This is a genomic window from Streptomyces sp. NPDC025806 (assembly GCF_055558275.1).
Genome location: NZ_JBVHMU010000017.1, coordinates 129,863 through 147,303, shown reverse-complemented (window position 1 = coordinate 147,303; position 17,441 = coordinate 129,863). Strand labels below are relative to the sequence as shown.

17 protein-coding genes and 1 riboswitch are annotated in these 17,441 nt (G+C 70.7%); of the genes, 10 read left to right on the top strand and 7 right to left on the bottom strand.

Annotated features, from left to right (window positions below; all coding sequences use genetic code 11):
• Nucleotides 1-78: 78 nt before the first annotated feature.
• Together ACZ4E1_RS31805 and ACZ4E1_RS31800 are read left to right on the top strand one after the other, a co-directional pair.
• Nucleotides 79-1,542, top strand: a complete 1,464-nt coding sequence (locus tag ACZ4E1_RS31805; protein WP_467546079.1) for an FAD-binding protein — start codon at nucleotides 79-81, stop codon at nucleotides 1,540-1,542.
• Nucleotides 1,543-1,904: 362 nt separating this feature from the next.
• Nucleotides 1,905-2,660, top strand: coding sequence for a decaprenylphospho-beta-D-erythro-pentofuranosid-2-ulose 2-reductase (locus ACZ4E1_RS31800; protein ID WP_384621059.1), 756 nt, complete (start codon nucleotides 1,905-1,907; stop codon nucleotides 2,658-2,660).
• Nucleotides 2,661-2,681: 21 nt separating this feature from the next.
• On the opposite strand, the gene ACZ4E1_RS31795 is transcribed toward ACZ4E1_RS31800, so the two are convergent.
• Together ACZ4E1_RS31795 and trpS are read right to left on the bottom strand one after the other, a co-directional pair.
• Entirely contained in the window at nucleotides 2,682-3,266 is a 585-nt protein-coding gene (locus tag ACZ4E1_RS31795) for a 2'-5' RNA ligase family protein (protein ID WP_467546004.1), read from the bottom strand.
• Between the two features lie 53 nt (nucleotides 3,267-3,319).
• Nucleotides 3,320-4,333, bottom strand: a complete 1,014-nt coding sequence (gene trpS, locus ACZ4E1_RS31790) for a tryptophan--tRNA ligase (RefSeq protein WP_467546002.1) — start codon at nucleotides 4,331-4,333, stop codon at nucleotides 3,320-3,322.
• Between the two features lie 218 nt (nucleotides 4,334-4,551).
• Here trpS and ACZ4E1_RS31785 point away from each other — a divergent pair, with 218 nt between their 5' ends.
• The 3 genes from ACZ4E1_RS31785 to ACZ4E1_RS31775 all read left to right on the top strand — a co-directional run bounded on the left by ACZ4E1_RS31785 (nucleotide 4,552) and on the right by ACZ4E1_RS31775 (nucleotide 6,848).
• A complete protein-coding gene (locus ACZ4E1_RS31785) occupies nucleotides 4,552-5,151 on the top strand; it encodes an RNA polymerase sigma factor (protein ID WP_467546077.1) in 600 nt (199 codons plus the stop codon).
• Nucleotides 5,132-5,962 (top strand): hypothetical protein, encoded by an 831-nt coding sequence (locus ACZ4E1_RS31780; RefSeq protein ID WP_467546000.1) that lies wholly within the window; start codon nucleotides 5,132-5,134, stop codon nucleotides 5,960-5,962. The genes ACZ4E1_RS31785 and ACZ4E1_RS31780 overlap by 20 nt, the downstream gene beginning before the upstream one ends.
• Before the next feature lie 160 nt (nucleotides 5,963-6,122).
• The gene (locus tag ACZ4E1_RS31775; protein WP_467545998.1) at nucleotides 6,123-6,848 is read left to right on the top strand and encodes a hypothetical protein; all 726 of its coding nucleotides are present in this window, start codon (nucleotides 6,123-6,125) and stop codon (nucleotides 6,846-6,848) included.
• Nucleotides 6,849-6,960: 112 nt separating this feature from the next.
• Here ACZ4E1_RS31775 and ACZ4E1_RS31770 read toward each other — a convergent pair whose 3' ends face one another.
• Entirely contained in the window at nucleotides 6,961-8,403 is a 1,443-nt protein-coding gene (locus ACZ4E1_RS31770) for a glycine hydroxymethyltransferase (RefSeq protein ID WP_467545997.1), read from the bottom strand.
• 28 nt (nucleotides 8,404-8,431) lie between these two features.
• A riboswitch (ZMP/ZTP riboswitch) is annotated at nucleotides 8,432-8,518 on the bottom strand.
• Between the two features lie 187 nt (nucleotides 8,519-8,705).
• Between ACZ4E1_RS31770 and rocD the strand changes: the two genes are divergently transcribed.
• Nucleotides 8,706-9,890 (top strand): ornithine--oxo-acid transaminase, encoded by a 1,185-nt coding sequence (gene rocD / locus ACZ4E1_RS31765; protein WP_467546075.1) that lies wholly within the window; start codon nucleotides 8,706-8,708, stop codon nucleotides 9,888-9,890.
• Nucleotides 9,891-10,007: 117 nt separating this feature from the next.
• Here rocD and ACZ4E1_RS31760 read toward each other — a convergent pair whose 3' ends face one another.
• Both ACZ4E1_RS31760 and ACZ4E1_RS31755 read right to left on the bottom strand, forming a co-directional pair.
• Entirely contained in the window at nucleotides 10,008-11,204 is a 1,197-nt protein-coding gene (locus ACZ4E1_RS31760) for a glutathionylspermidine synthase family protein (RefSeq protein WP_467545995.1), read from the bottom strand.
• A gap of 7 nt (nucleotides 11,205-11,211) precedes the next feature.
• Nucleotides 11,212-11,589 carry a hypothetical protein gene (locus ACZ4E1_RS31755; protein ID WP_467545993.1) on the bottom strand — a complete coding sequence of 126 codons (378 nt, stop codon included), beginning with the start codon at nucleotides 11,587-11,589 and terminating at the stop codon, nucleotides 11,212-11,214.
• A gap of 202 nt (nucleotides 11,590-11,791) precedes the next feature.
• On the opposite strand from ACZ4E1_RS31755, the gene ACZ4E1_RS31750 reads away from it, so the two are divergent.
• Nucleotides 11,792-12,643, top strand: a complete 852-nt coding sequence (locus ACZ4E1_RS31750) for a DMT family protein (protein WP_467546073.1) — start codon at nucleotides 11,792-11,794, stop codon at nucleotides 12,641-12,643.
• A 268-nt stretch (nucleotides 12,644-12,911) separates the two neighbouring features.
• Here the strand turns inward: ACZ4E1_RS31750 and ACZ4E1_RS31745 are convergent, their stop codons facing one another.
• The gene (locus ACZ4E1_RS31745) at nucleotides 12,912-14,432 is read right to left on the bottom strand and encodes an aminotransferase-like domain-containing protein (protein ID WP_467545991.1); all 1,521 of its coding nucleotides are present in this window, start codon (nucleotides 14,430-14,432) and stop codon (nucleotides 12,912-12,914) included.
• 46 nt (nucleotides 14,433-14,478) lie between these two features.
• Between ACZ4E1_RS31745 and ACZ4E1_RS31740 the strand changes: the two genes are divergently transcribed.
• Genes ACZ4E1_RS31740 through ACZ4E1_RS31730 form a run of 3 tightly spaced genes read left to right on the top strand, consistent with a single transcriptional unit; the run spans nucleotide 14,479 to nucleotide 16,279 of the window.
• Nucleotides 14,479-15,057 (top strand): carboxymuconolactone decarboxylase family protein, encoded by a 579-nt coding sequence (locus ACZ4E1_RS31740; RefSeq protein WP_467545989.1) that lies wholly within the window; start codon nucleotides 14,479-14,481, stop codon nucleotides 15,055-15,057.
• A complete protein-coding gene (locus ACZ4E1_RS31735; protein ID WP_467545987.1) occupies nucleotides 15,054-15,503 on the top strand; it encodes a carboxymuconolactone decarboxylase family protein in 450 nt (149 codons plus the stop codon). Before ACZ4E1_RS31740 ends, ACZ4E1_RS31735 begins: the two co-directional genes overlap by 4 nt.
• Nucleotides 15,500-16,279 carry an isocitrate lyase/PEP mutase family protein gene (locus ACZ4E1_RS31730; protein WP_467545985.1) on the top strand — a complete coding sequence of 260 codons (780 nt, stop codon included), beginning with the start codon at nucleotides 15,500-15,502 and terminating at the stop codon, nucleotides 16,277-16,279. Before ACZ4E1_RS31735 ends, ACZ4E1_RS31730 begins: the two co-directional genes overlap by 4 nt.
• A 150-nt stretch (nucleotides 16,280-16,429) precedes the next feature.
• Here the strand turns inward: ACZ4E1_RS31730 and ACZ4E1_RS31725 are convergent, their stop codons facing one another.
• Nucleotides 16,430-17,440: an ABC transporter substrate-binding protein gene (locus ACZ4E1_RS31725; protein ID WP_467545983.1), complete on the bottom strand. Its 1,011-nt coding sequence runs from the start codon at nucleotides 17,438-17,440 to the stop codon at nucleotides 16,430-16,432.
• Nucleotide 17,441 lies beyond the last annotated feature (1 nt).

Genomic DNA, 17,441 nt, shown 5'->3' with positions numbered 1-17,441 from the left:
AAGCTCTCTTTATGGGGCGATACGGTCTCTTCCATGGCTGCCGACCCCGTCTCCACCCCCGTTTCCGCGTCCCCCCTCATGGCTGCACCGCCGTCCGAATCCGCATCGGCAGCCACATCCTCGGACTCGGCCCCGCGACCTCACCCCACGCCCTCGTCCTCCGCTCCCCACCCCGTACCGAGCCCCGGCTACGACTCCGTACCGGTCACCGGATGGGGCCGCACCGCCCCCACCTCAGCCCACCTCATCCGCCCCCGCTCCTACGAAGAGACCGCAGCCGCCGTCCGCGCGTGCGGAGCCCCTGGGCGCAGGGGCGGTATCGCTCGCGGCCTGGGCCGGGCCTACGGCGATGCGGCACAGAACGCGGGTGGCGCGGTGCTGGACATGACCGGCCTCGACCGCATCCACGCCATCGACGCCTCCGCCGGCACCGTGCTGTGCGACGCCGGTGTCTCGCTGCACCGGCTGATGGAAGTGCTCCTTCCTCTGGGCTGGTTCGTCCCGGTGACGCCGGGCACGCGTTACGTCACGGTCGGCGGCGCCATCGGCGCCGACATCCACGGCAAGAACCACCACGTGTCGGGTTCTTTTTCACGCCATGTACTGGCTCTGGAACTGCTCACGGCCGACGGCCAGGTCCACATCGTCGAGCAGGGAACCGAACTGTTCGACGCCACAGCCGGCGGCATGGGCCTGACCGGGATCATCCTCACCGCCACGATCCAACTACTGCCGGTCGAGACCTCGTTGATGTCGGTGGACACCGAACGCGCGGCCGACCTCGACGATCTGATGGCCCGACTGACCGCCACCGACGACCAGTACCGCTACTCGGTGGCCTGGATCGATCTCCTCGCCCGCGGTGCCTCCATGGGCCGCTCCGTACTCACCCGCGGCGACCACGCCCCGTTGGACGCCCTGCCCTCCCGCGCACGCCGCTCCCCTCTCTCCTTCCGCCCGGGCCGGCTCCCCGCGGCACCCTCCTTCCTGCCGGAGGGGCTGCTGGGCCGCACGACCGTCGGCGCCTTCAACGAACTGTGGTTCCGCAAGGCCCCCAAGTCCCGCGTCGGGGACCTCCAGAAGCTGTCGACGTTCTTCCACCCTCTCGACGGCGTCCCGCACTGGAACCGCATCTACGGGCGCAGCGGCTTCATCCAGTACCAGTTCGTCGTCGGATACGGAGCGGAGGAGTCCCTCCGCCGTATCGTGCAGCGCATCTCCGACCGGCGATGCCCCTCCTTCCTCGCAGTCCTCAAACGCTTCGGGGAAGCGGATCCGGGATGGCTCTCCTTCCCGATGCCGGGCTGGACCCTGGCCCTGGACATCCCGGCGAACCTGCCCGGCCTCGGCTCCTTCCTCGACGCACTCGACGAGGACGTGGCTGCTGCGGGCGGGCGCGTCTATCTCGCGAAGGACTCCCGCCTCAGGCCCGAGCTTCTGTCCTCCATGTATCCGCGCCTGAAGGACTTCCGCGCGCTCCGGGCCCGCCTGGACCCGCGAGGCGTTTTCCGCTCCGACCTGTCCCGGCGCCTGGAGCTGTGAGCCCCGGCGCTCGCAGGCCGGGCGCGTCCGCCGTCGTGACACGCAGGCTCACCCGCGAGCCGGCATACCGTGCGCCTTCACCGCCGAAGCCGCCCCGACCGGCGCTGCCGCCGCCCGCGACGGCCCTCAACTGCCGTACCAGAGCAACGAGATCTTTCCGACTTCCCGTCCCCATCTGACCTGCCATGTGGCTTCCCCCTCTGCCGGCGCGGGCCCTCCGCGCCGGTGTCACTTCTCATACACCGCTCGGCCCGCACAGGTTCCGGATCCGCCCCGCCGAATTCCCCCGACCGGGACACGGTCGGCCTCCGGCCCGGCGCGTCACCGCGTTCCCGGCCTCGACTCATTGGAGTTTGGATCTCATGAAGGACGCCTTCGGAACTCCCCAGTCCCTGCTCATCCTCGGCGGCACGTCCGAGATCGCGCTCGCCACGGCCCGTCGGCTCGTCACGCGCCGCACCCGTACCGTGTGGCTGGCGGGTCGCCCCTCCCCCGCACTCGACAGCGCGGCAGCCGAGCTGCGCCGGATGGGGGCCGACGCCCGAACCGTCTCGTTCGACGCCCTCGACTCGGAGGCTCACGAGGAGGTGCTCGGGAAGGTCTTCGCCGAGGGCGACATCGACATGGTGCTGCTGGCCTTCGGCATCCTCGGCGACCAGGCCCACGACGAGGGTGAACCGCTGTCGGCGGTGCGGGTCGCGCAGACCAACTACACCGGCGCCGTGTCGGCCGGGCTCATCTGCGCGCGGGCACTCCAGGCCCAGGGCCACGGCTCGCTCGTCGTCCTGTCGTCCGTCGCGGGCGAGCGTGCCCGCCGGGCCAACTTCATCTACGGATCGAGCAAGGCCGGACTCGACGCCTTCGCTCAGGGTCTGGGCGACGCACTCCACGGCACCGGCGTGCACGTCATGGTGGTGCGGCCCGGATTCGTGCGGTCGAAGATGACGGCCGGCCTGGACGAGGCCCCGATGGCGACGACGCCCGAAGCGGTCGCACTGGCCATCGAGACGGGCCTGCGACGCCGGTCGGAGACGGTCTGGGTACCGGGTGCGCTGCGCGTGATCATGTCAGCGCTGCGCCACGTACCGCGTCCGGTGTTCCGCAGGCTCCCGGTCTGACCCGGGAGTACCGGGGGCACCTCAGCTCGCGCGCAGGCGGCGCGAACGCATCGAGCGTCCGGGCGCCTGCGCGGGCAGCGACGACTTACCGAAGGTGAAATCCCGCAGGCGCCGCCACACGCCGTCGGCCCCCTGCTCGTACAGGGCGAACCCGGTGCACGGCCAGGCGGCCTCGTACTCGGCCAGCTCCGCGAACGCGCGGTCCATCGCCTCCTCGGCGATGCCGTGCGCCACGGTGACGTGGGGGTGGTACGGGAACTGCAGGTCGCGCGCGACAGGACCTGAGGCGTCGCGCACCTGCTTCTGCAGCCAGGTACAGGCCTCGGCGCCCTCGACGACCTGTACGAACACAACGGGTGACAGAGGACGGAACGTTCCCGTCCCGGACAGGCGCATCGCGAAGGGGCGCCCGGCGGACGCGACCTCCGTCAGATGCGCCTCGATCGCCGCCAGGTCCCCGCTCTCCACCTCGGTCGGCGGGAGCAGGGTGATGTGCGTGGGAATGCCGTGTGCCGCGGGGTCACCGAAGCCCGCACGCCGCTCCTGGAGCAGGCTGCCGTGAGGCTCCGGGACCGCGATCGAGACACCGATCGTTACGGTCCCCACGTCATACTCCTGTCGTCGTCTGGTGGGCGGGCGGGCGCACAGCCGGTGCGGGCTCAGTGCTTGGCGGGCAGGAAGCCGATCTTTTCGTACGCCTGGGCGAGCGTCTCGGCGGCGACGGCCCGCGCCTTCTCCGCACCCTTGGCCAGGATCGAGTCGAGCGTCTCCGGGTCGTCCAGGTACTCCTGCGTGCGGGTCCGGAACGGAGTCACGAAGTCCACCATGACCTCAGCCAGGTCCGTCTTCAGCGCACCGTACATCTTGCCCTCGTACTTCTGCTCCAGTTCCGGGATACCGGTGCCGGTGAGGGTGGAGTAGATGCTGAGCAGGTTGCTGACGCCCGGCTTGTTCTCCGCGTCGTAGCGGATGACGGTCTCGGTGTCGGTGACCGCGCTCTTGACCTTCTTCGCGGTGACCTTCGGCTCGTCGAGGAGGTTGATGAGGCCCTTCGGCGTCGACGCCGACTTGCTCATCTTGATCGACGGGTCCTGAAGGTCGTAGATCTTGGCCGTCTCCTTCAGGATGTACGGCGCCGGGATGGTGAAGGTCTCGCCGAAGCGCCCGTTGAAACGCTCGGCCAGGTCGCGCGTGAGCTCGATGTGCTGCCGCTGGTCCTCACCGACCGGCACCTGGTGGGCCTGGTAGAGAAGGATGTCCGCGACCTGCAGGATCGGGTACGTGAAGAGGCCGACCGTGGCGCGGTCCGCACCCTGCTTGGCGGACTTGTCCTTGAACTGCGTCATGCGGCTCGCCTCACCGAAACCCGTGAGGCAGTTCATGACCCAGCCGAGCTGAGCGTGCTCGGGGACGTGGCTCTGGACGAAGAGCGTGCAGCGGTCCGGATCGAGCCCTGCGGCGAGGAGCTGCGCGGCGGCGAGCCGGGTGTTCGCACGCAGTTCCGAGGGGTCCTGCGGGACAGTGATCGCGTGCAGGTCCACCACCATGTAGAAGGCGTCGTGGGACTCCTGCAGCGCCACCCACTGGCGGACCGCACCGAGGTAATTGCCGAGGTGGAACGAGCCTGCGGTGGGCTGGATTCCGGAGAGCACGCGGGGACGATCAGAGGCCATGCCCTCATTCTCTCAGGTGTCTCTCATTGCTCGGGGTCAGGTTCGCGACGTCCGGGCGTCGCGTGAGGGAATCCCCGGGTCCGGCCGGAGCGTGCCGTGACGGACCGTGAGAACTCGGGCGTTCCGAGTGGGAACCGATCACCGTCGACCGGTGTATCAAGCGTGTGAGGACACCGGGGGAAGTCCTGGAGGTGGGCCGCGTCGTCGACGAAGGTGCGGTGATCGCCCGTGTGCGCGCCGGAGAGCCGGAGGCGTACGCGGAGCTGGTTCGCGCCTTCACCGGCATCGCCCTGCGAGCAGCGAAGGCGCTGGGCGCGGGGGCCGATGCCGAGGATGTCGTACAGCAGTCCTTCTTCAAGGCGTATCGCAGCTTGGGGCGGTTCAAGGACGGCTCGGCTTTCAAGCCGTGGCTGCTGAAGATCGTCGCCAATGAGACAAGGAACACAGTGAGGTCGGCGGGTCGACAGCGGTCGGCCGCCGGCCGGGAAGCAGCGATGGTCGAGGCCGAGCCGTTGATACCGGAATCGGCCGATCCTGTGGTCGCGGCGGTCGAGGTGGAGCGCCGCGCCGAGCTGCTGGCCGCGCTGGAACTACTGAGTGAGGAGCACCGGCTGGTCGTCGTGCACCGCTATCTGCTCGAGATGGACGAGGCGGAGACGGCTCAGGCTCTGGGCTGGCCGCGTGGCACGGTCAAGTCCCGGCTCAATCGCGCGCTGCGCAAGCTGGGACAGCTGTTGCCGGCGGGCCACACGGCTCCGCGAGTCCCGGCGCCGCGGCCGGGGAAGGGAGGTGACAGGCATGAGCGAGCCTCGAGATGAACCGCCCAGGCTGCCCGAGGAGCTCCGTGCGCTGGGACGGTTCATGAACGGGCCGGACGGCGCGGGCGAGACCATGGCGGAGCGCGTGCTGGCACAGATCATCGCCGAGCAGGTGCCACCGCCTGCCACCAAAGCGCCTGGGCCTCCCGGGCCGCGTGAGCAGGCGCGTCGGACAGGGCGATGGGTACGTCGGCGGTGGCGGGTGCTGACCGCCGCCCTGTGTGGTGTGGCCACGGTCGTCGTGCTCACACCGCCGGTCCGGGCTTCGGTCTACGACTGGTTCGGCTTCGGCGGGGTCGAGGTCCACTACGATCCGCCGGTCTCACCGGCACCGGGCCCCCCTGTGCCTGGATGTGGTGCGCCGCTCGCCATGGACGAGGCCGTGGTGCGGGCGGGGTTCCGGCCCCTGGTCCCGGCCGAGCTGGGGCCTCCCGACTCGATCGCCGTGACGTACGAGCCGGCTGGTCGCCCGCTGATCAGCCTGTGCTGGCGGGAGGAGGGCGGCCGCACGGTACGTCTCGACGAGTTCCCTGCCCGTCTGGACATCGGATTCGCCGAGACCGTCGCGGGCCCTCCGGCCCTCGTGTCCGTGGGCCGGGAGACCGGGCTGTGGTTCGCACGGAAGCATGGGCCGAGTCTCCGGATGCTTGACGATCAAGGACAGCCGTGGCGTCAGGCGGAGCGCACGACCGGTCCGGCCCTGCTGTGGACCCACGGCTCGCATCTCACGCTGCGCTTGGAGGGTGTGGCATCCGAGGAGAGGGCGCTGAAGATCGCGCGCTCCACGAACGATCGGGGCGGAAGCCTGTGAGGGGGACGGGGGTGGAGCCACGGACTCGCGGCTGCCGCCGATGGCGCCGCCGGGCGGGAAGAAAAACCCGCTGGGGGCGGAACCTGGACGGCACGAGCGGTGTACCAGAAGTGAACCGGCGCGGAGGGGCCGAGCCGGTTGATCGACTGGGGGGAATCGCATGCGTACGGTACGGAATCTGGCCGCCCTGTTCACAGCTCTGGCGGCGACGCTGGGGCTGTTCCTGTGGGGCGCGGCTCAGGCCTCGGCGGGCGGGTCGACGAGCGTTCTGGTCGTGTCGCCGGAGAGCAGGGAAAGCGCGTCGCTCTATTTCAGCGACAAGAACTACAGGCGGATGGCCCGACTGCTCGGAGAGCCGGGCGAGACCGAAGAGGCCTTACCGCCGGGCCTGGGAGTCGGCGCCGGCCGGCAGCTCAACGTGACGTGGCTGCTGCACGACATCAAGCCTTGGCGCGCGGACCGCGTCTATCCGGGCACGCCGGGCAGCACGGACGTCTGGATCCACACGTCGACCGACATGAACAGCATGAACGGGGTTTGGCACACCGCCGAGAAGCCTGCTGAGCTGCGGTCTCTGATGCGCGAGCTCGGGGTGATGGGGAAACGGTCGTCGAGCGGCACCGGCTCTGGGTTGCCTGGCCCCGAGCCGTCGAAGCCTCTCGCGATGGCGAAGCCGGACACCCGGGCGACGGATTCTCCGGTATCTGCCGCCGACTCGGCCTCGGCACCGGCGGCAGCCGGCTGGTGGTGGGTGGTGCCTGGCGTGCTGGCCGGTGCCGCGTTGGCACTACTGGTCCGACCGGTGGTCGCCGGCTTGCCCCGAAGCGTGGCGGAGGTTCGTCGGCGCAGAGAGCACGGCCCACGTCAGGAACTGCGGGACATATGAAGCTCCCGTTCGCTGCCGGGCCGCCCCGGCTCGATCAGGACTGCCGACGGGCCCTGTGCACCGGGCCCGTCTCCGGACCGGCCGGAGGGAGCCCGGTGCATCGGACCTCGGATCAGGTGAGGTCGACGGTGGGGTAGAGCGGGAAGCCGGCGAGCAGGTCGGCGGCCCGGTGGGACACTTCTTCGGCGATCTTGGCGTCCAGGACGTGCTGGGCCTTGGACTTGGTGCCCTTGCTGGTGGTGCCGGGCTCGGCCGCCGCCAGCACTCGGTCCATCAGTGCGGCGATCTCGTCCATCTCGGCGGTGCCCAGACCACGCGTGGTCAGGGCAGGCGTGCCGATGCGGATCCCGGAGGTGTACCAGGCGCCGTTCGGGTCGGCGGGGATGGCGTTGCGGTTGGTGACGATGCCGGAGTCAAGGAGCGCGGACTCGGCCTGGCGGCCGGTCAGACCATAGGAGGTGGCGACATCGATCAGATTGAGGTGGTTGTCCGTACCGCCGGTGACGAGGGTGGCACCGCGACGGGTGAGGCCTTCGGCGAGAGCACGGGCGTTGTCGACGACGGACTGGGCGTAGGTGCGGAACTCGGGGCGCCGGGCCTCGGCCAGGGCGACGGCCTTGGCGGCCATGACGTGCGGCAGGGGGCCGCCGAGCACCATCGGGCAGCCCCGGTCGACCTGGTCCTTGAGGGAGTCGTCGCACAGCACCATGCCGCCGCGCGGGCCGCGCAGCGACTTGTGGGTGGTGGTGGTGACGATCTGGGCGTGCGGCACCGGGTCGAAGTCACCGGTGAGCACCTTGCCGGCGACGAGGCCGGCGAAGTGTGCCATGTCGACCATCAGGGTGGCGCCGACCTCGTCCGCGATCTCCCGCATGATGCGGAAGTTCACCAGGCGGGGGTAGGCCGAGTAACCGGCGACGATGATCAGCGGCTTGAACTCGCGGGCCTGTGCGCGCAGCGCCTCGTAGTCGATCAGGCCGGTGGCCGGGTCGGTGCCGTAGGAGCGCTGGTCGAACATCTTGCCGGAGATGTTGGGGCGGAAGCCGTGGGTGAGGTGGCCGCCCGCGTCCAGGGACATGCCGAGCATGCGCTGGTTGCCGAAGGCGTGGCGCAGCTCGGCCCAGTCGGCGTCGGTCAGGTCGTTGATCTGGCGGACGCCCGTCTTCGCCAGGAAGGGCACCTCGACACGGTCGGCGAGCACGGCCCAGAAGGCGACGAGGTTGGCGTCGATGCCGGAGTGCGGCTGGACGTAGGCGTGCTGGGCGCCGAAGAGCTCACGGGCGTGCTCGGCGGCGAGGGACTCCACGGTGTCGACGTTGCGGCAGCCGGCGTAGAAGCGGCGGCCGACGGTGCCCTCGGCGTACTTGTCGCTGAACCAGTTGCCCATGGTCAGCAGAGTGGCCGGGGACGCGTAGTTCTCGGAGGCGATCAGCTTGAGCATCTCGCGCTGGTCGGTGAGCTCCTGGCCGATGGCGTCGGCGACGCGGGGCTCCACGCCCCGGATGACGTCGAGAGCGGCGCGGTATGCGGTGGATTCAGGGGTCAGATCAGTCATCGGGCTGCCTCCGGACGCGGTCGGTTCACGGTTCGGCCCAGGCGCACGGCACATCGTTCCCGAGCCGCTCCCCGATGGTCGGTCCCATCCCAGCGCGCCAGTCACGGCCCTGGGATCACACTACCGGGCTCGCCGTCGCGCGAGGTTTCCACGTCCACCATGCGAGCGACGATAGGAAGGGGCCACATACCCGTCTCGCGCCGTAACAGCCGAAAGGCTTTCAGTGCCGTCAGAACGGAGATCCCGTGACTTCTGCGACTCCTCACCCCGCTGAAGACGCGCGGGCCGCTACGGAGCGCTACATCAGCTCCGCGGATGCCCACAGCGCGCACAACTACCACCCGCTGCCGGTCGTCGTCGCCACGGCGGACGGGGCCTGGATGACGGACGTCGAGGGGCGCCGCTACCTGGACATGCTCGCCGGATACTCGGCGCTCAATTTCGGGCACGGGAACCGCCGGCTGATCGAGGCGGCGAAGGCCCAGCTGGAGCGGGTCACGCTGACTTCGCGGGCGTTCCATCACGACCGGTTCGCGGAGTTCTGCACGGAGCTCGCCGAGCTGTGCGGCATGGAGACGGTGCTGCCGATGAACACGGGGGCGGAGGCGGTCGAGACGGCGGTGAAGACCGCTCGCAAGTGGGGGTACCGGGTGAAGGGCGTGCCGGACGGCCGGGCCCGGATCGTGGTCGCGAGCGACAACTTCCACGGGCGTACGACCACGATCGTCAGCTTCTCCACCGATCCGGAGGCGCGGGCCGACTTCGGGCCGTACACGCCGGGGTTCGACATCGTTCCGTACGGGGATCTGGCGGCCCTGCGGGACGCGGTGACCGAGGACACCGTGGCGGTGCTGCTGGAGCCGATCCAGGGGGAGGCCGGCGTCCTGGTCCCGCCGCCCGGCTACCTCTCCGGGGTCCGGGAGCTGACGCGCGAGCGGAACGTGCTGTTCATGGCGGACGAGATCCAGTCCGGGCTGGGCCGCACCGGCCGGACCTTCGCCTGTGAGCACGAGGACGTGGTGCCCGACGTCTACGTGCTGGGCAAGGCTCTCGGCGGCGGTGTGGTCCCGGTGTCGGCGGTCGTGTCGAGCAAAGAGGTGCTCGGCGTTTTCCGGCCGGGCGAGCACGGGTCGACATTCGGTGGGAATCCGCTCGCCTGCGCCGTGGCGCTGGAAGTGATCGCGATGCTGCGGACCGGGGAGTTCCAGAAACGGGCCGCGGAGCTCGGTGATCATCTGCACGCGGAGCTGGGTCTGCTGGCGGGCGCCGGGAAGGTGACTCAGGTGCGTGGACGCGGGCTCTGGGCGGGTGTCGACATCGATCCGTCGCACGGGACGGGCCGGGAGATCTCGGAGAAGTTGATGGACCGGGGCGTCCTCGTGAAGGACACGCACGGCTCCACGATCCGAATCGCCCCGCCCCTGGTGATCAGTAAGGAGGACCTGGACTGGGGGCTCGACCAGCTCCGTGCGGTACTCGGCGCGTGATCGACAGCGCCTGGAGAGTTCTCTTCGTTCCTTGACAACTGAAGAGTGCGATGGTTCCGGCCCGGCCTCTGGCCGGTCGGGCCGGAGGCCGGGGCCGGCTTCTGCCGGGGCCGGCGGCTAGAGGATGACGTGGGGCAGGAAGCGGGCGTACTCGTCCGTGACCAGGCCCGCGGACTCGCGGATTCCCAGGCCGGCCGCTTCGTTCTCGACGACCCAGGCGCCGAGGACGACACGGTTGCCGTCGAAGTCGGGCAGGGGCTTCAACTCCTGGTAACAGCAGGCCTCGCCGCGCGGCTCGGGCTCCGCCTGCGCACCGGCCTCGTGGAGGGTGACTCCCGCTCCTTCGCGCCCGAGGAGCGGCTTGGTCACGTAGCCGGTGGTGTGGGCGAGTTCGCGAGGGCCGTCGAGGTAGGCCGGCAGGAGGTTCGGGTGGCCGGGGAAGAGTTCCCAGAGCACGGCGAGGAGTGCCTTGTTGGAGAGGAGCATCTTCCAGGCGGGCTCGATCCAGAGGGTCGTGCCGGTGCCGCCGCCGTTGTCGAGCGTGTCGAGGACGTGCGGGGCGAACCGGTCCGTGGTGAGCCACTCCCAGGGGTAGAGCTTGAAGCAACTGCGGATGAAGCGGAGCTTCTTGTCCACGAAGCGGCGTGACAGCCGGTCCCAGCCGATGTCCTCGACGGAGATCGCTTCCGTGTCCAGGCCGGCCTGTTCGGCGGTCTCCCGGAGATAGGCGACGGTCATCAGGTCCTCGCCGAGTTCATCGGCGGCTGAGTGCGCGAAGTACAGCGGGCTGCCGGGCGGGAGGAGGGCTGCCTGCTTCTTCCAGGCGTCGACGAGTCGTTCGTGAAGGGAGTTCCACTGGTCGGCGCCCGGGAAGCGTTCCTCCATCCAGAACCACTGCGGCCCGGCGGCCTCGATGAGGGAGGTGGGGGTGTCGGCGTTGTACTCCAGCAGTTTCGCCGGGGCCCCGGTGCGGCCTTCGTAGTGGAGATCGAACCGTCCGTAGACGGAGGGCAGTTCGTCGCGTCGGCGCCAGGACTCACGGACCAGGTCGGCGAGGCGGGCGTCGGTGATGCCCAGGTCGGCGAGGCGGTCCTCGGTGACGAGATGGTCTGCTGCGGCCAGGCACATCTCGTGGAGTTCCTCGACGACCTCCTCCAGGGCCTCCACCTCCGGGAGGGAGAACGCGTAGTAGGCGCTCTCGTCCCAGTAAGGGCGCAGGGAATCGTCCGGGTATCGGGTCAGGGGGTAGATGAGGCCCTGCTCCTCGACGGTCTGCTGCCAGCCGTCGCGGGGTTCTATGGTGTGGCGTTCCATCCTGGGATCAGCCGCCTCCGGAGCCGGAGCCCGAGCAGCCGAAGCCGCCCCGGTCGACGGCCTCGCTGCGGCTGAAGGTGCCGTAGTCGGCGTGCCGGCCGCTGACATCGGCGTCGTAGTACCAGTCGCCGTCGACGCGGCTGCCGCGTCCGGTGCCGCTCGCGCTGCCACCCGTTCCGGTCTTGCGGCCCTTGCCGGCCGAGCTCGAACCGGACTTGCAGTACTGGTCGCTGACGATCTTGTAGCCGTTGACCACGTCGTAGCTGTCGCGGTCGACGCAGCGCCGGTCCGGCTCGGACCCGCACGAGGTCAGAGCCGTCGCGAGCACGCCCATGCCGCCGAGCACGACCGTGCTGGAGCGCAGTCGTCGTCTGTTCTCCGCCATTGGTTGAACTCCCCCGTTTCGCAGGCGCCGTCCGGGTGCAGGTGGCCGGCGTCCGCATGATGCGGCGCACTGATTCTCGGTTCGGTACGCCGCGGTCGGTGATGGTCGGCGGCCAGCGTAGAAGAACACGTCGGCGGTCCGCACCCTGGCTCCCGGGGTCGGGTCCGCATTGTTCCTCTAGGGTCGCTCCGTGCCTATGGGAATGATTTGTGCGCTGGGTTCCGCGTTGTGCTTCGGGACGGCGTCCGTGCTTCAGGCGATGGCGGCACAGGCCACGGCCCCGGGTACGGGGTCGGGAGTCGATCCGGCGCTCTTGGTACGGGCGTTGCGGCAGTGGCGGTATCTGGCGGGGCTCGGCCTCGACGGGCTCGGGTTCGTCCTGCAGGTCGTGGCCCTGCGGTCCCTGCCCATCTACGCCGTGGGCGCCGCGCTGGCAGCGAGCTTGGCCGTGACGGCGGTCGTGGCCGCCCGGTTGCTGCATGTGCGGCTGAGCGGGGCGGAGTGGGGTGCGGTCGGGGGCGTGTGCGCGGGGCTGGCGATGCTGGCACTGGCATCGGGGGCGGAGGGTGATCGCGATGGGTCGGACGCGCTGCGGTTCGCCATGCTCGGGGTGGCGGTGGGCGTGTTGGGGCTCGGGGCTCTGGCGGGTCGATTGCCGGGACGGGGACGGGCGCTCGCGTTGGGGCTGGGGGCGGGCTTCGGGTTCGGGGTGGTCGAGGTGAGCGTGCGGCTCATCGATGAACTGTCGCCGGGGGCGTTGCTGACCAATCCGGCGTTCTACGCGCTGCTGCTGGGCGGGGGTGCGGCATTCCTGCTGCTGACGTCGGCCCTCCAGCGGGGCTCGGTGACGGTGGCGACGGCCGGGATGGTGGTCGGGGAGACCGTGGGGCCGGCGTTGGTGGGGGTGGTGTGGCTGGGTGATCGGACCCGGCCTGGGCTGGAGTGGCTGGCGGTGACGGGGTTCGTGGTGGCGGTGGCGGGGGCACTCGCACTGGCGCGGTTCGGTGAGGCGCCGGCCGTCGAGAAGGTGGATCCGGTGCGGGTCAGTGACTGATCGTTGCCGCACCTGCCCGGCGGCCACGACTCGGGCACGGTTCTGAGTCTGAGCCGAAGCCTGGGGCGGGGCGGTCGGGGCCTGACTCTGCGGCTCGGGGCAACTGCGGAGGGATCCGGGAGACGGTCCAGAGACGCCCGGCGCAAGGGCAGTTGCCGGTGCTTCCGTCCCCCCATGGATAAGGGGGCGGGTGGCTGGAGCAGCCCGGCGGGCCGAAAGCAGGGCTCGGTCCTGGGGCGGGAGGGGCGCCCCGCGCGACGTGCGACGTCTACGGCAGGACCCGGCAGAGGGCGTCGAGGGCTCCGGACCAGGCATGGTCGGCGGGGGTTCCATAGCCCACCACCAGGGCGTCGGGGCGCGGGACGGACGGGGCGGCATCGGGGTGGCGGTAGGTGGAGAGGCCGGTGACTCCGAGGCTCTGCCAGGCGGCGGCGCGGACCACGGACTGTTCGGTGCCGGGCGGGAGTTGGAGGACGGCGTGGAGGCCGGCGGCGATTCCGGTGGCGTGGACGGTGGGGGCCCGAGACGCGAGGGCTTCGACGAGTTGGTCGCGGCGGCGGCGGTAGCGGAGGCGGGCGCTGCGGAGATGGCGGTCGTAGGCACCGGAGCGCAGGAACTCGGCGAGGGTGAGCTGGTCGAGGACGCCGCAGGACCAGTCGCTGGGCCCCTTCGCGTCGGCGACCTCCTGGACGAGGGACTCCGGCAGCACCATCCAGCCCAGACGCAGGCCCGGGGCCAGGGACTTGCTCGCGGTGCCGAGGTAGACGACCCGGTCGGGGTCGAGGCCCTGGAGGGCGCCGACGGGCTGCCGGTCGTAGCGGAACTCGCCGTCGTAGTCGTCCTCGAGGATCAGGGAGTCGGTGCGGCGGGCCCAGTCGACGACGGCGGCGCGCCGGTCGGGGTGGAGGGGGACACCGATGGGGAACTGGTGGGCAGGGGTCAGCAGAGCCGCGCCCACGGCCGGGAGGAGAGAGGGGGAAGGGGAAGGGGAGGGGGCCGGTGGGGTGAGTGGGGGGCTGGTGGGTGTGAGGGCGTGGCGGGCGGGAGGTGGGGGCCCTGGGCAGGCATCCAGGTCGGCGGTGTTCGTGCCGAGTTCGTCGAGCGGGAGGGGGTGGGTGCGCAGGGACGTGCGGCGGAGGATGTCCCAGTGGGCGTCGAGGCCGTAGCTCTCCACGGCGATGTCCCGGACGCCGCGGCGGTACAGGACCTCGCCGAGGAGCCTCAGGGCGTGGACGAAGCCGGCGCTGATGACGATGCGGTCGGGGTCGGCGTGGACGCCGCGGGCGCGGGCGAGGTAGTCGGCGAGGGCGGTGCGGAGTTCGGCGCGGCCGCGGGGGTCGCCGTAGCCGAGGGCGTCGTTCGGGGCGGCGGACAGGGCGCGGCGGGCCGCCTTGAGCCACTCGGCGCGAGGGAAGGAGGCGAGGTCGGGGCTGCCGGGTTCGAGGTCGTGGCGCAGGGGGCCCGGGGTGCGGCGGGCGGGGGCGCGGGGCGGGCGGGGGGCCTCCACGGGGCGTTCGGCGACGCGGGTGCCGGAGCCCTGGCGTGCGGTGAGCCAGCCTTCGGCGACGAGGTCGGCGTAGGAGTCGGCGACGGTGTTGCGGGCGATGCCGAGGTCGACGGCGAGGGTGCGGGAGGACGGTAGTCGGGTGCCGGGGGCGAGGCGGCCGCTGCGGACGGCTTCGCGGAGCGCGTCGGTGAGGCCACGGCGCAGGCCGGAGCCCGTGGGCTCGATGTGCAGATCGATGCCGAGTGCCTGCCGGGAGGCCGAAGTGGCCCAGGAATCCACCATGGAAATGGACCATACCCCTGGGCTAATGCGTTCGTAGGGTCGTGGCATGACCACGAGCGAGACGGACCAGGTGATCGGGATGAACGAGGCCGGCGAGAGCGGTGCGGCGCGGGAGGGTGGCGGCGGGGTCGACGCGGGGGCAGGGCGCGCCCTCGTGCATGAGCACAGCCCGCGGCTGGACTGGGCGCGGCATGCGCCGGAGGTCTACAAGGCGATGGTCCGGTTGGACGCGGCGGCCCGTAAGGGGCTGGACCCGGTGACGTACGAGCTGGTCAAGATCCGGGCGTCGCAGATCAACCACTGCGCGTTCTGTGTCGACATGCACAGCAAGGACGCGCTGGCCGCCGGGGAGAGCGTGGAGCGGATCGTGCAGCTCAGCGCGTGGGAGGAGTCGAAGCACTTCTACACGGCGAAGGAGGTGGCGGCGCTTGCGCTGACGGAGGCGATCACCGTGCTGACGGACGGGTTCGTGCCGGACGGCGTGTACGAGGAGGCGGCGCGGCTGTACGGGGAGGAGGAGTTGGCGCAGTTGATCGCGGCGATCACGACGATCAACGCCTGGAACCGGTTCGGAGTGTCGACGCGGATGGTCGCGGGGCACTACAAGCCGGCGGCGGCCAAGTGACCGCGCGGACCAGCGTGTTGGCGCCGGCGGTGCGGGACGCGTTGGTGGCGGCGGGGGCGGCGGCGAAGAAGGGGCTCGGGGATCCCGTGCTCGCCGAGTTGGTGATGATCCGGGCGTCGCAGATCAACGCGTGTGCGTTCTGCCTGGACATGCATGTCGCTGTCGCGGTGGAGAAGAACGGCGAGGGGGCCGGGCGGATCGCGTTGCTGAGTGCGTGGCGGGAGGCCGGCGAGCTCTACAGCGAGCGGGAGCGGGCGGCGCTGGCGCTGACCGAGGCGGTGACGGTGCTGACGGACGGGTTCGTGCCGGACGACGTGTTCGAGCAGGCCGCGAAGCATTTCGGCGAGGCCGAACTCGCGCATCTCCTCGGGGTGATCACGGTCATCAACAGTTGGAACCGGCTGATGGTCACCCGGCGTATCGAGCCTGGAGGGCCGGCCTGGTGAGTGCCGTAGAGACGTTCCGCGCGTTGCATCACGGGCGCTCCCCCGCCGATCCGCTCGTGCTGCCCGGGCCGTGGGACGCGGCCAGCGCGCGGGTCTTCGAGGAGGCGGGGTTCCCTGCCCTGGCGACGCCGAGCGCGGGGGTCGCGGCGTCGCTCGGGTACGAGGACGGGCGGACGCCTGCGGAGGAGATGTTCGCGGCGGTGGCCCGGATCGTGCGGTCGGTGTCGGTCCCCGTGTCGGCGGACATCGAGGGCGGGTACGGGATGGCACCGAAGGAGCTGGTGGAGCGGCTCCTCGCGACGGGGGCGGTCGGCTGCAATCTGGAGGACTCGGAGCCGGCGGACGGTGGTTCGGGGGCTGGTGGTTCGGGGGCTGGTGCAGGTGCAGGTGGCCGGGTGGGTGCGGGGCTCAAGGATGCGGCGCGGCACGCGGACTGGCTGGCCGAGGTGCGGGCCGCGGCCGGTGCGGAGATTGTGTTGAACGCGCGCATCGACACGTTCATCCGGGGTGCTGAGGATCCGGTCGGGGAGGCCATCGAGCGGGCCCGCCTGTACGTCGCGGCCGGGGCGGACTGTGTGTATCCGATCGGGGCGCCGGCCGAAGTGTTGCCGCTGCTGCGGGCCGGGATCGAGGGGCCGGTGAACGTGGGGGCGCCGCCGGGTGGGCCTTCGCTGCGGGAGTGGGGCGAGTTGGGGGCGACGCGGATCACGTTCGGGCCGGGGCTTCAGCGCAGGGCGACCGCGGCGCTGCGGGAGATCGCCGACCAGCTCCGCTGAGCAGCACCAGCCCCGGCGCCGGCACCAGCCCCGCCCGCACACAAGATGGCGCCGGGTGCCCCCGTCAGGAGGGGCACCCGGCCATGGGGAATCTGCCCCGTCGGTGGGGCGGCCACGCCTCGGGGGCGGGGAGTCGGTCCGGATGTGGGGCTACTTGGGGAGCCAGGCCTGCCACGTGGAGCGATGGCGGTCGACCCACTTCTTGGCGGCCTGCTCCGGGGTCAGCTTCTGCTCGGCGATCATGAGGGAGACCTCGTTCTGGTCCTCCGTCGTCCAGCGGAAGTTCTTCAGGAAGGCCGCGGCCTTGCCGCCGTCCTTGGAGAAGTCGGCGTTGAGGTACTTCTGCAGCGGCGTCTTCGGGTAGGCGCAGGTGATCGCGTCCGGGTCGGCGTCGCAACCGTCCTTGTACGGAGGCAGCTTCACCTCCGTCATCGGCACCTTCTTGAAGAGCCACTGCGGCTGGTACCAGTACGTCAGGAACGGCTTCTTCTGCTTGGCGAACTGCTTGATCTGGGTGATCTGAGCGGCCTCGGAGCCGGAGAAGACGACCTGGTAGTTCAGCTTCAGGTTCTTGACCAGCGCCTTGTCGTTGGTGACGTAGGACGGGGAGCCGTCCAGGAGCTGGCCCTTGCCGCCGCTCTCGGCGGTCTTCAGCTGGGAGGCGTACTTGTTGAGGTTCTTCCAGTTCGTGACGTCGGGGTGCTGCTTGGCGAAGTACGTCGGGACGAACCAGCCGATGTGTCCGGTGACGCCGAGGCCGCCGCCGTTCACGATGGTCTTCTTGTCCTTGACGTAGCGGGCCTCCTGGTCGGGGTGGCCCCAGTCCTCCAGGATCGCGTCGACGCGGCCCTGGCTGAGGGCGTCCCAGGCGGGGATCTCGTCGACCTGGACGGTGTCGACGCGGTAGCCGAGTTCGTGCTCCAGGAGGTACTGGGCGACGGCGACGTTGGACTGGGCGCCGACCCAGGACTGGACGGAGAGGGTCACCGTCTTGGCGCCGTGGGCGTTGGCGTACGGGGAGGACTGCTTGGTCATGTCGGCGGCGCCGCAGCCGGTGACGACCAGCAGGGCGCCGGCCCCAGCGACGGCCGCGAGCGTCCTGCGGCGGCGGGTGCCGAGGAGACGGCTACTGAACGGACGGTTGTTGAAAGGGCCTCGCATG

Coding starts and splice junctions, on each gene's coding strand:
- ACZ4E1_RS31805 (WP_467546079.1), top strand. CDS start 79: ATGGCTGCACCGCCGTCCGAATCCGCATCGGCAGCCACATCCTCGGAC.
- ACZ4E1_RS31800 (WP_384621059.1), top strand. CDS start 1,905: ATGAAGGACGCCTTCGGAACTCCCCAGTCCCTGCTCATCCTCGGCGGC.
- trpS (WP_467546002.1), bottom strand. CDS start 4,333: ATGGCCTCTGATCGTCCCCGCGTGCTCTCCGGAATCCAGCCCACCGCA.
- ACZ4E1_RS31780 (WP_467546000.1), top strand. CDS start 5,132: ATGAGCGAGCCTCGAGATGAACCGCCCAGGCTGCCCGAGGAGCTCCGT.
- ACZ4E1_RS31775 (WP_467545998.1), top strand. CDS start 6,123: ATGCGTACGGTACGGAATCTGGCCGCCCTGTTCACAGCTCTGGCGGCG.
- ACZ4E1_RS31770 (WP_467545997.1), bottom strand. CDS start 8,403: ATGACTGATCTGACCCCTGAATCCACCGCATACCGCGCCGCTCTCGAC.
- ACZ4E1_RS31760 (WP_467545995.1), bottom strand. CDS start 11,204: ATGGAACGCCACACCATAGAACCCCGCGACGGCTGGCAGCAGACCGTC.
- ACZ4E1_RS31755 (WP_467545993.1), bottom strand. CDS start 11,589: ATGGCGGAGAACAGACGACGACTGCGCTCCAGCACGGTCGTGCTCGGC.
- ACZ4E1_RS31750 (WP_467546073.1), top strand. CDS start 11,792: ATGATTTGTGCGCTGGGTTCCGCGTTGTGCTTCGGGACGGCGTCCGTG.
- ACZ4E1_RS31745 (WP_467545991.1), bottom strand. CDS start 14,432: ATGGTGGATTCCTGGGCCACTTCGGCCTCCCGGCAGGCACTCGGCATC.
- ACZ4E1_RS31740 (WP_467545989.1), top strand. CDS start 14,479: ATGACCACGAGCGAGACGGACCAGGTGATCGGGATGAACGAGGCCGGC.
- ACZ4E1_RS31725 (WP_467545983.1), bottom strand. CDS start 17,440: ATGCGAGGCCCTTTCAACAACCGTCCGTTCAGTAGCCGTCTCCTCGGC.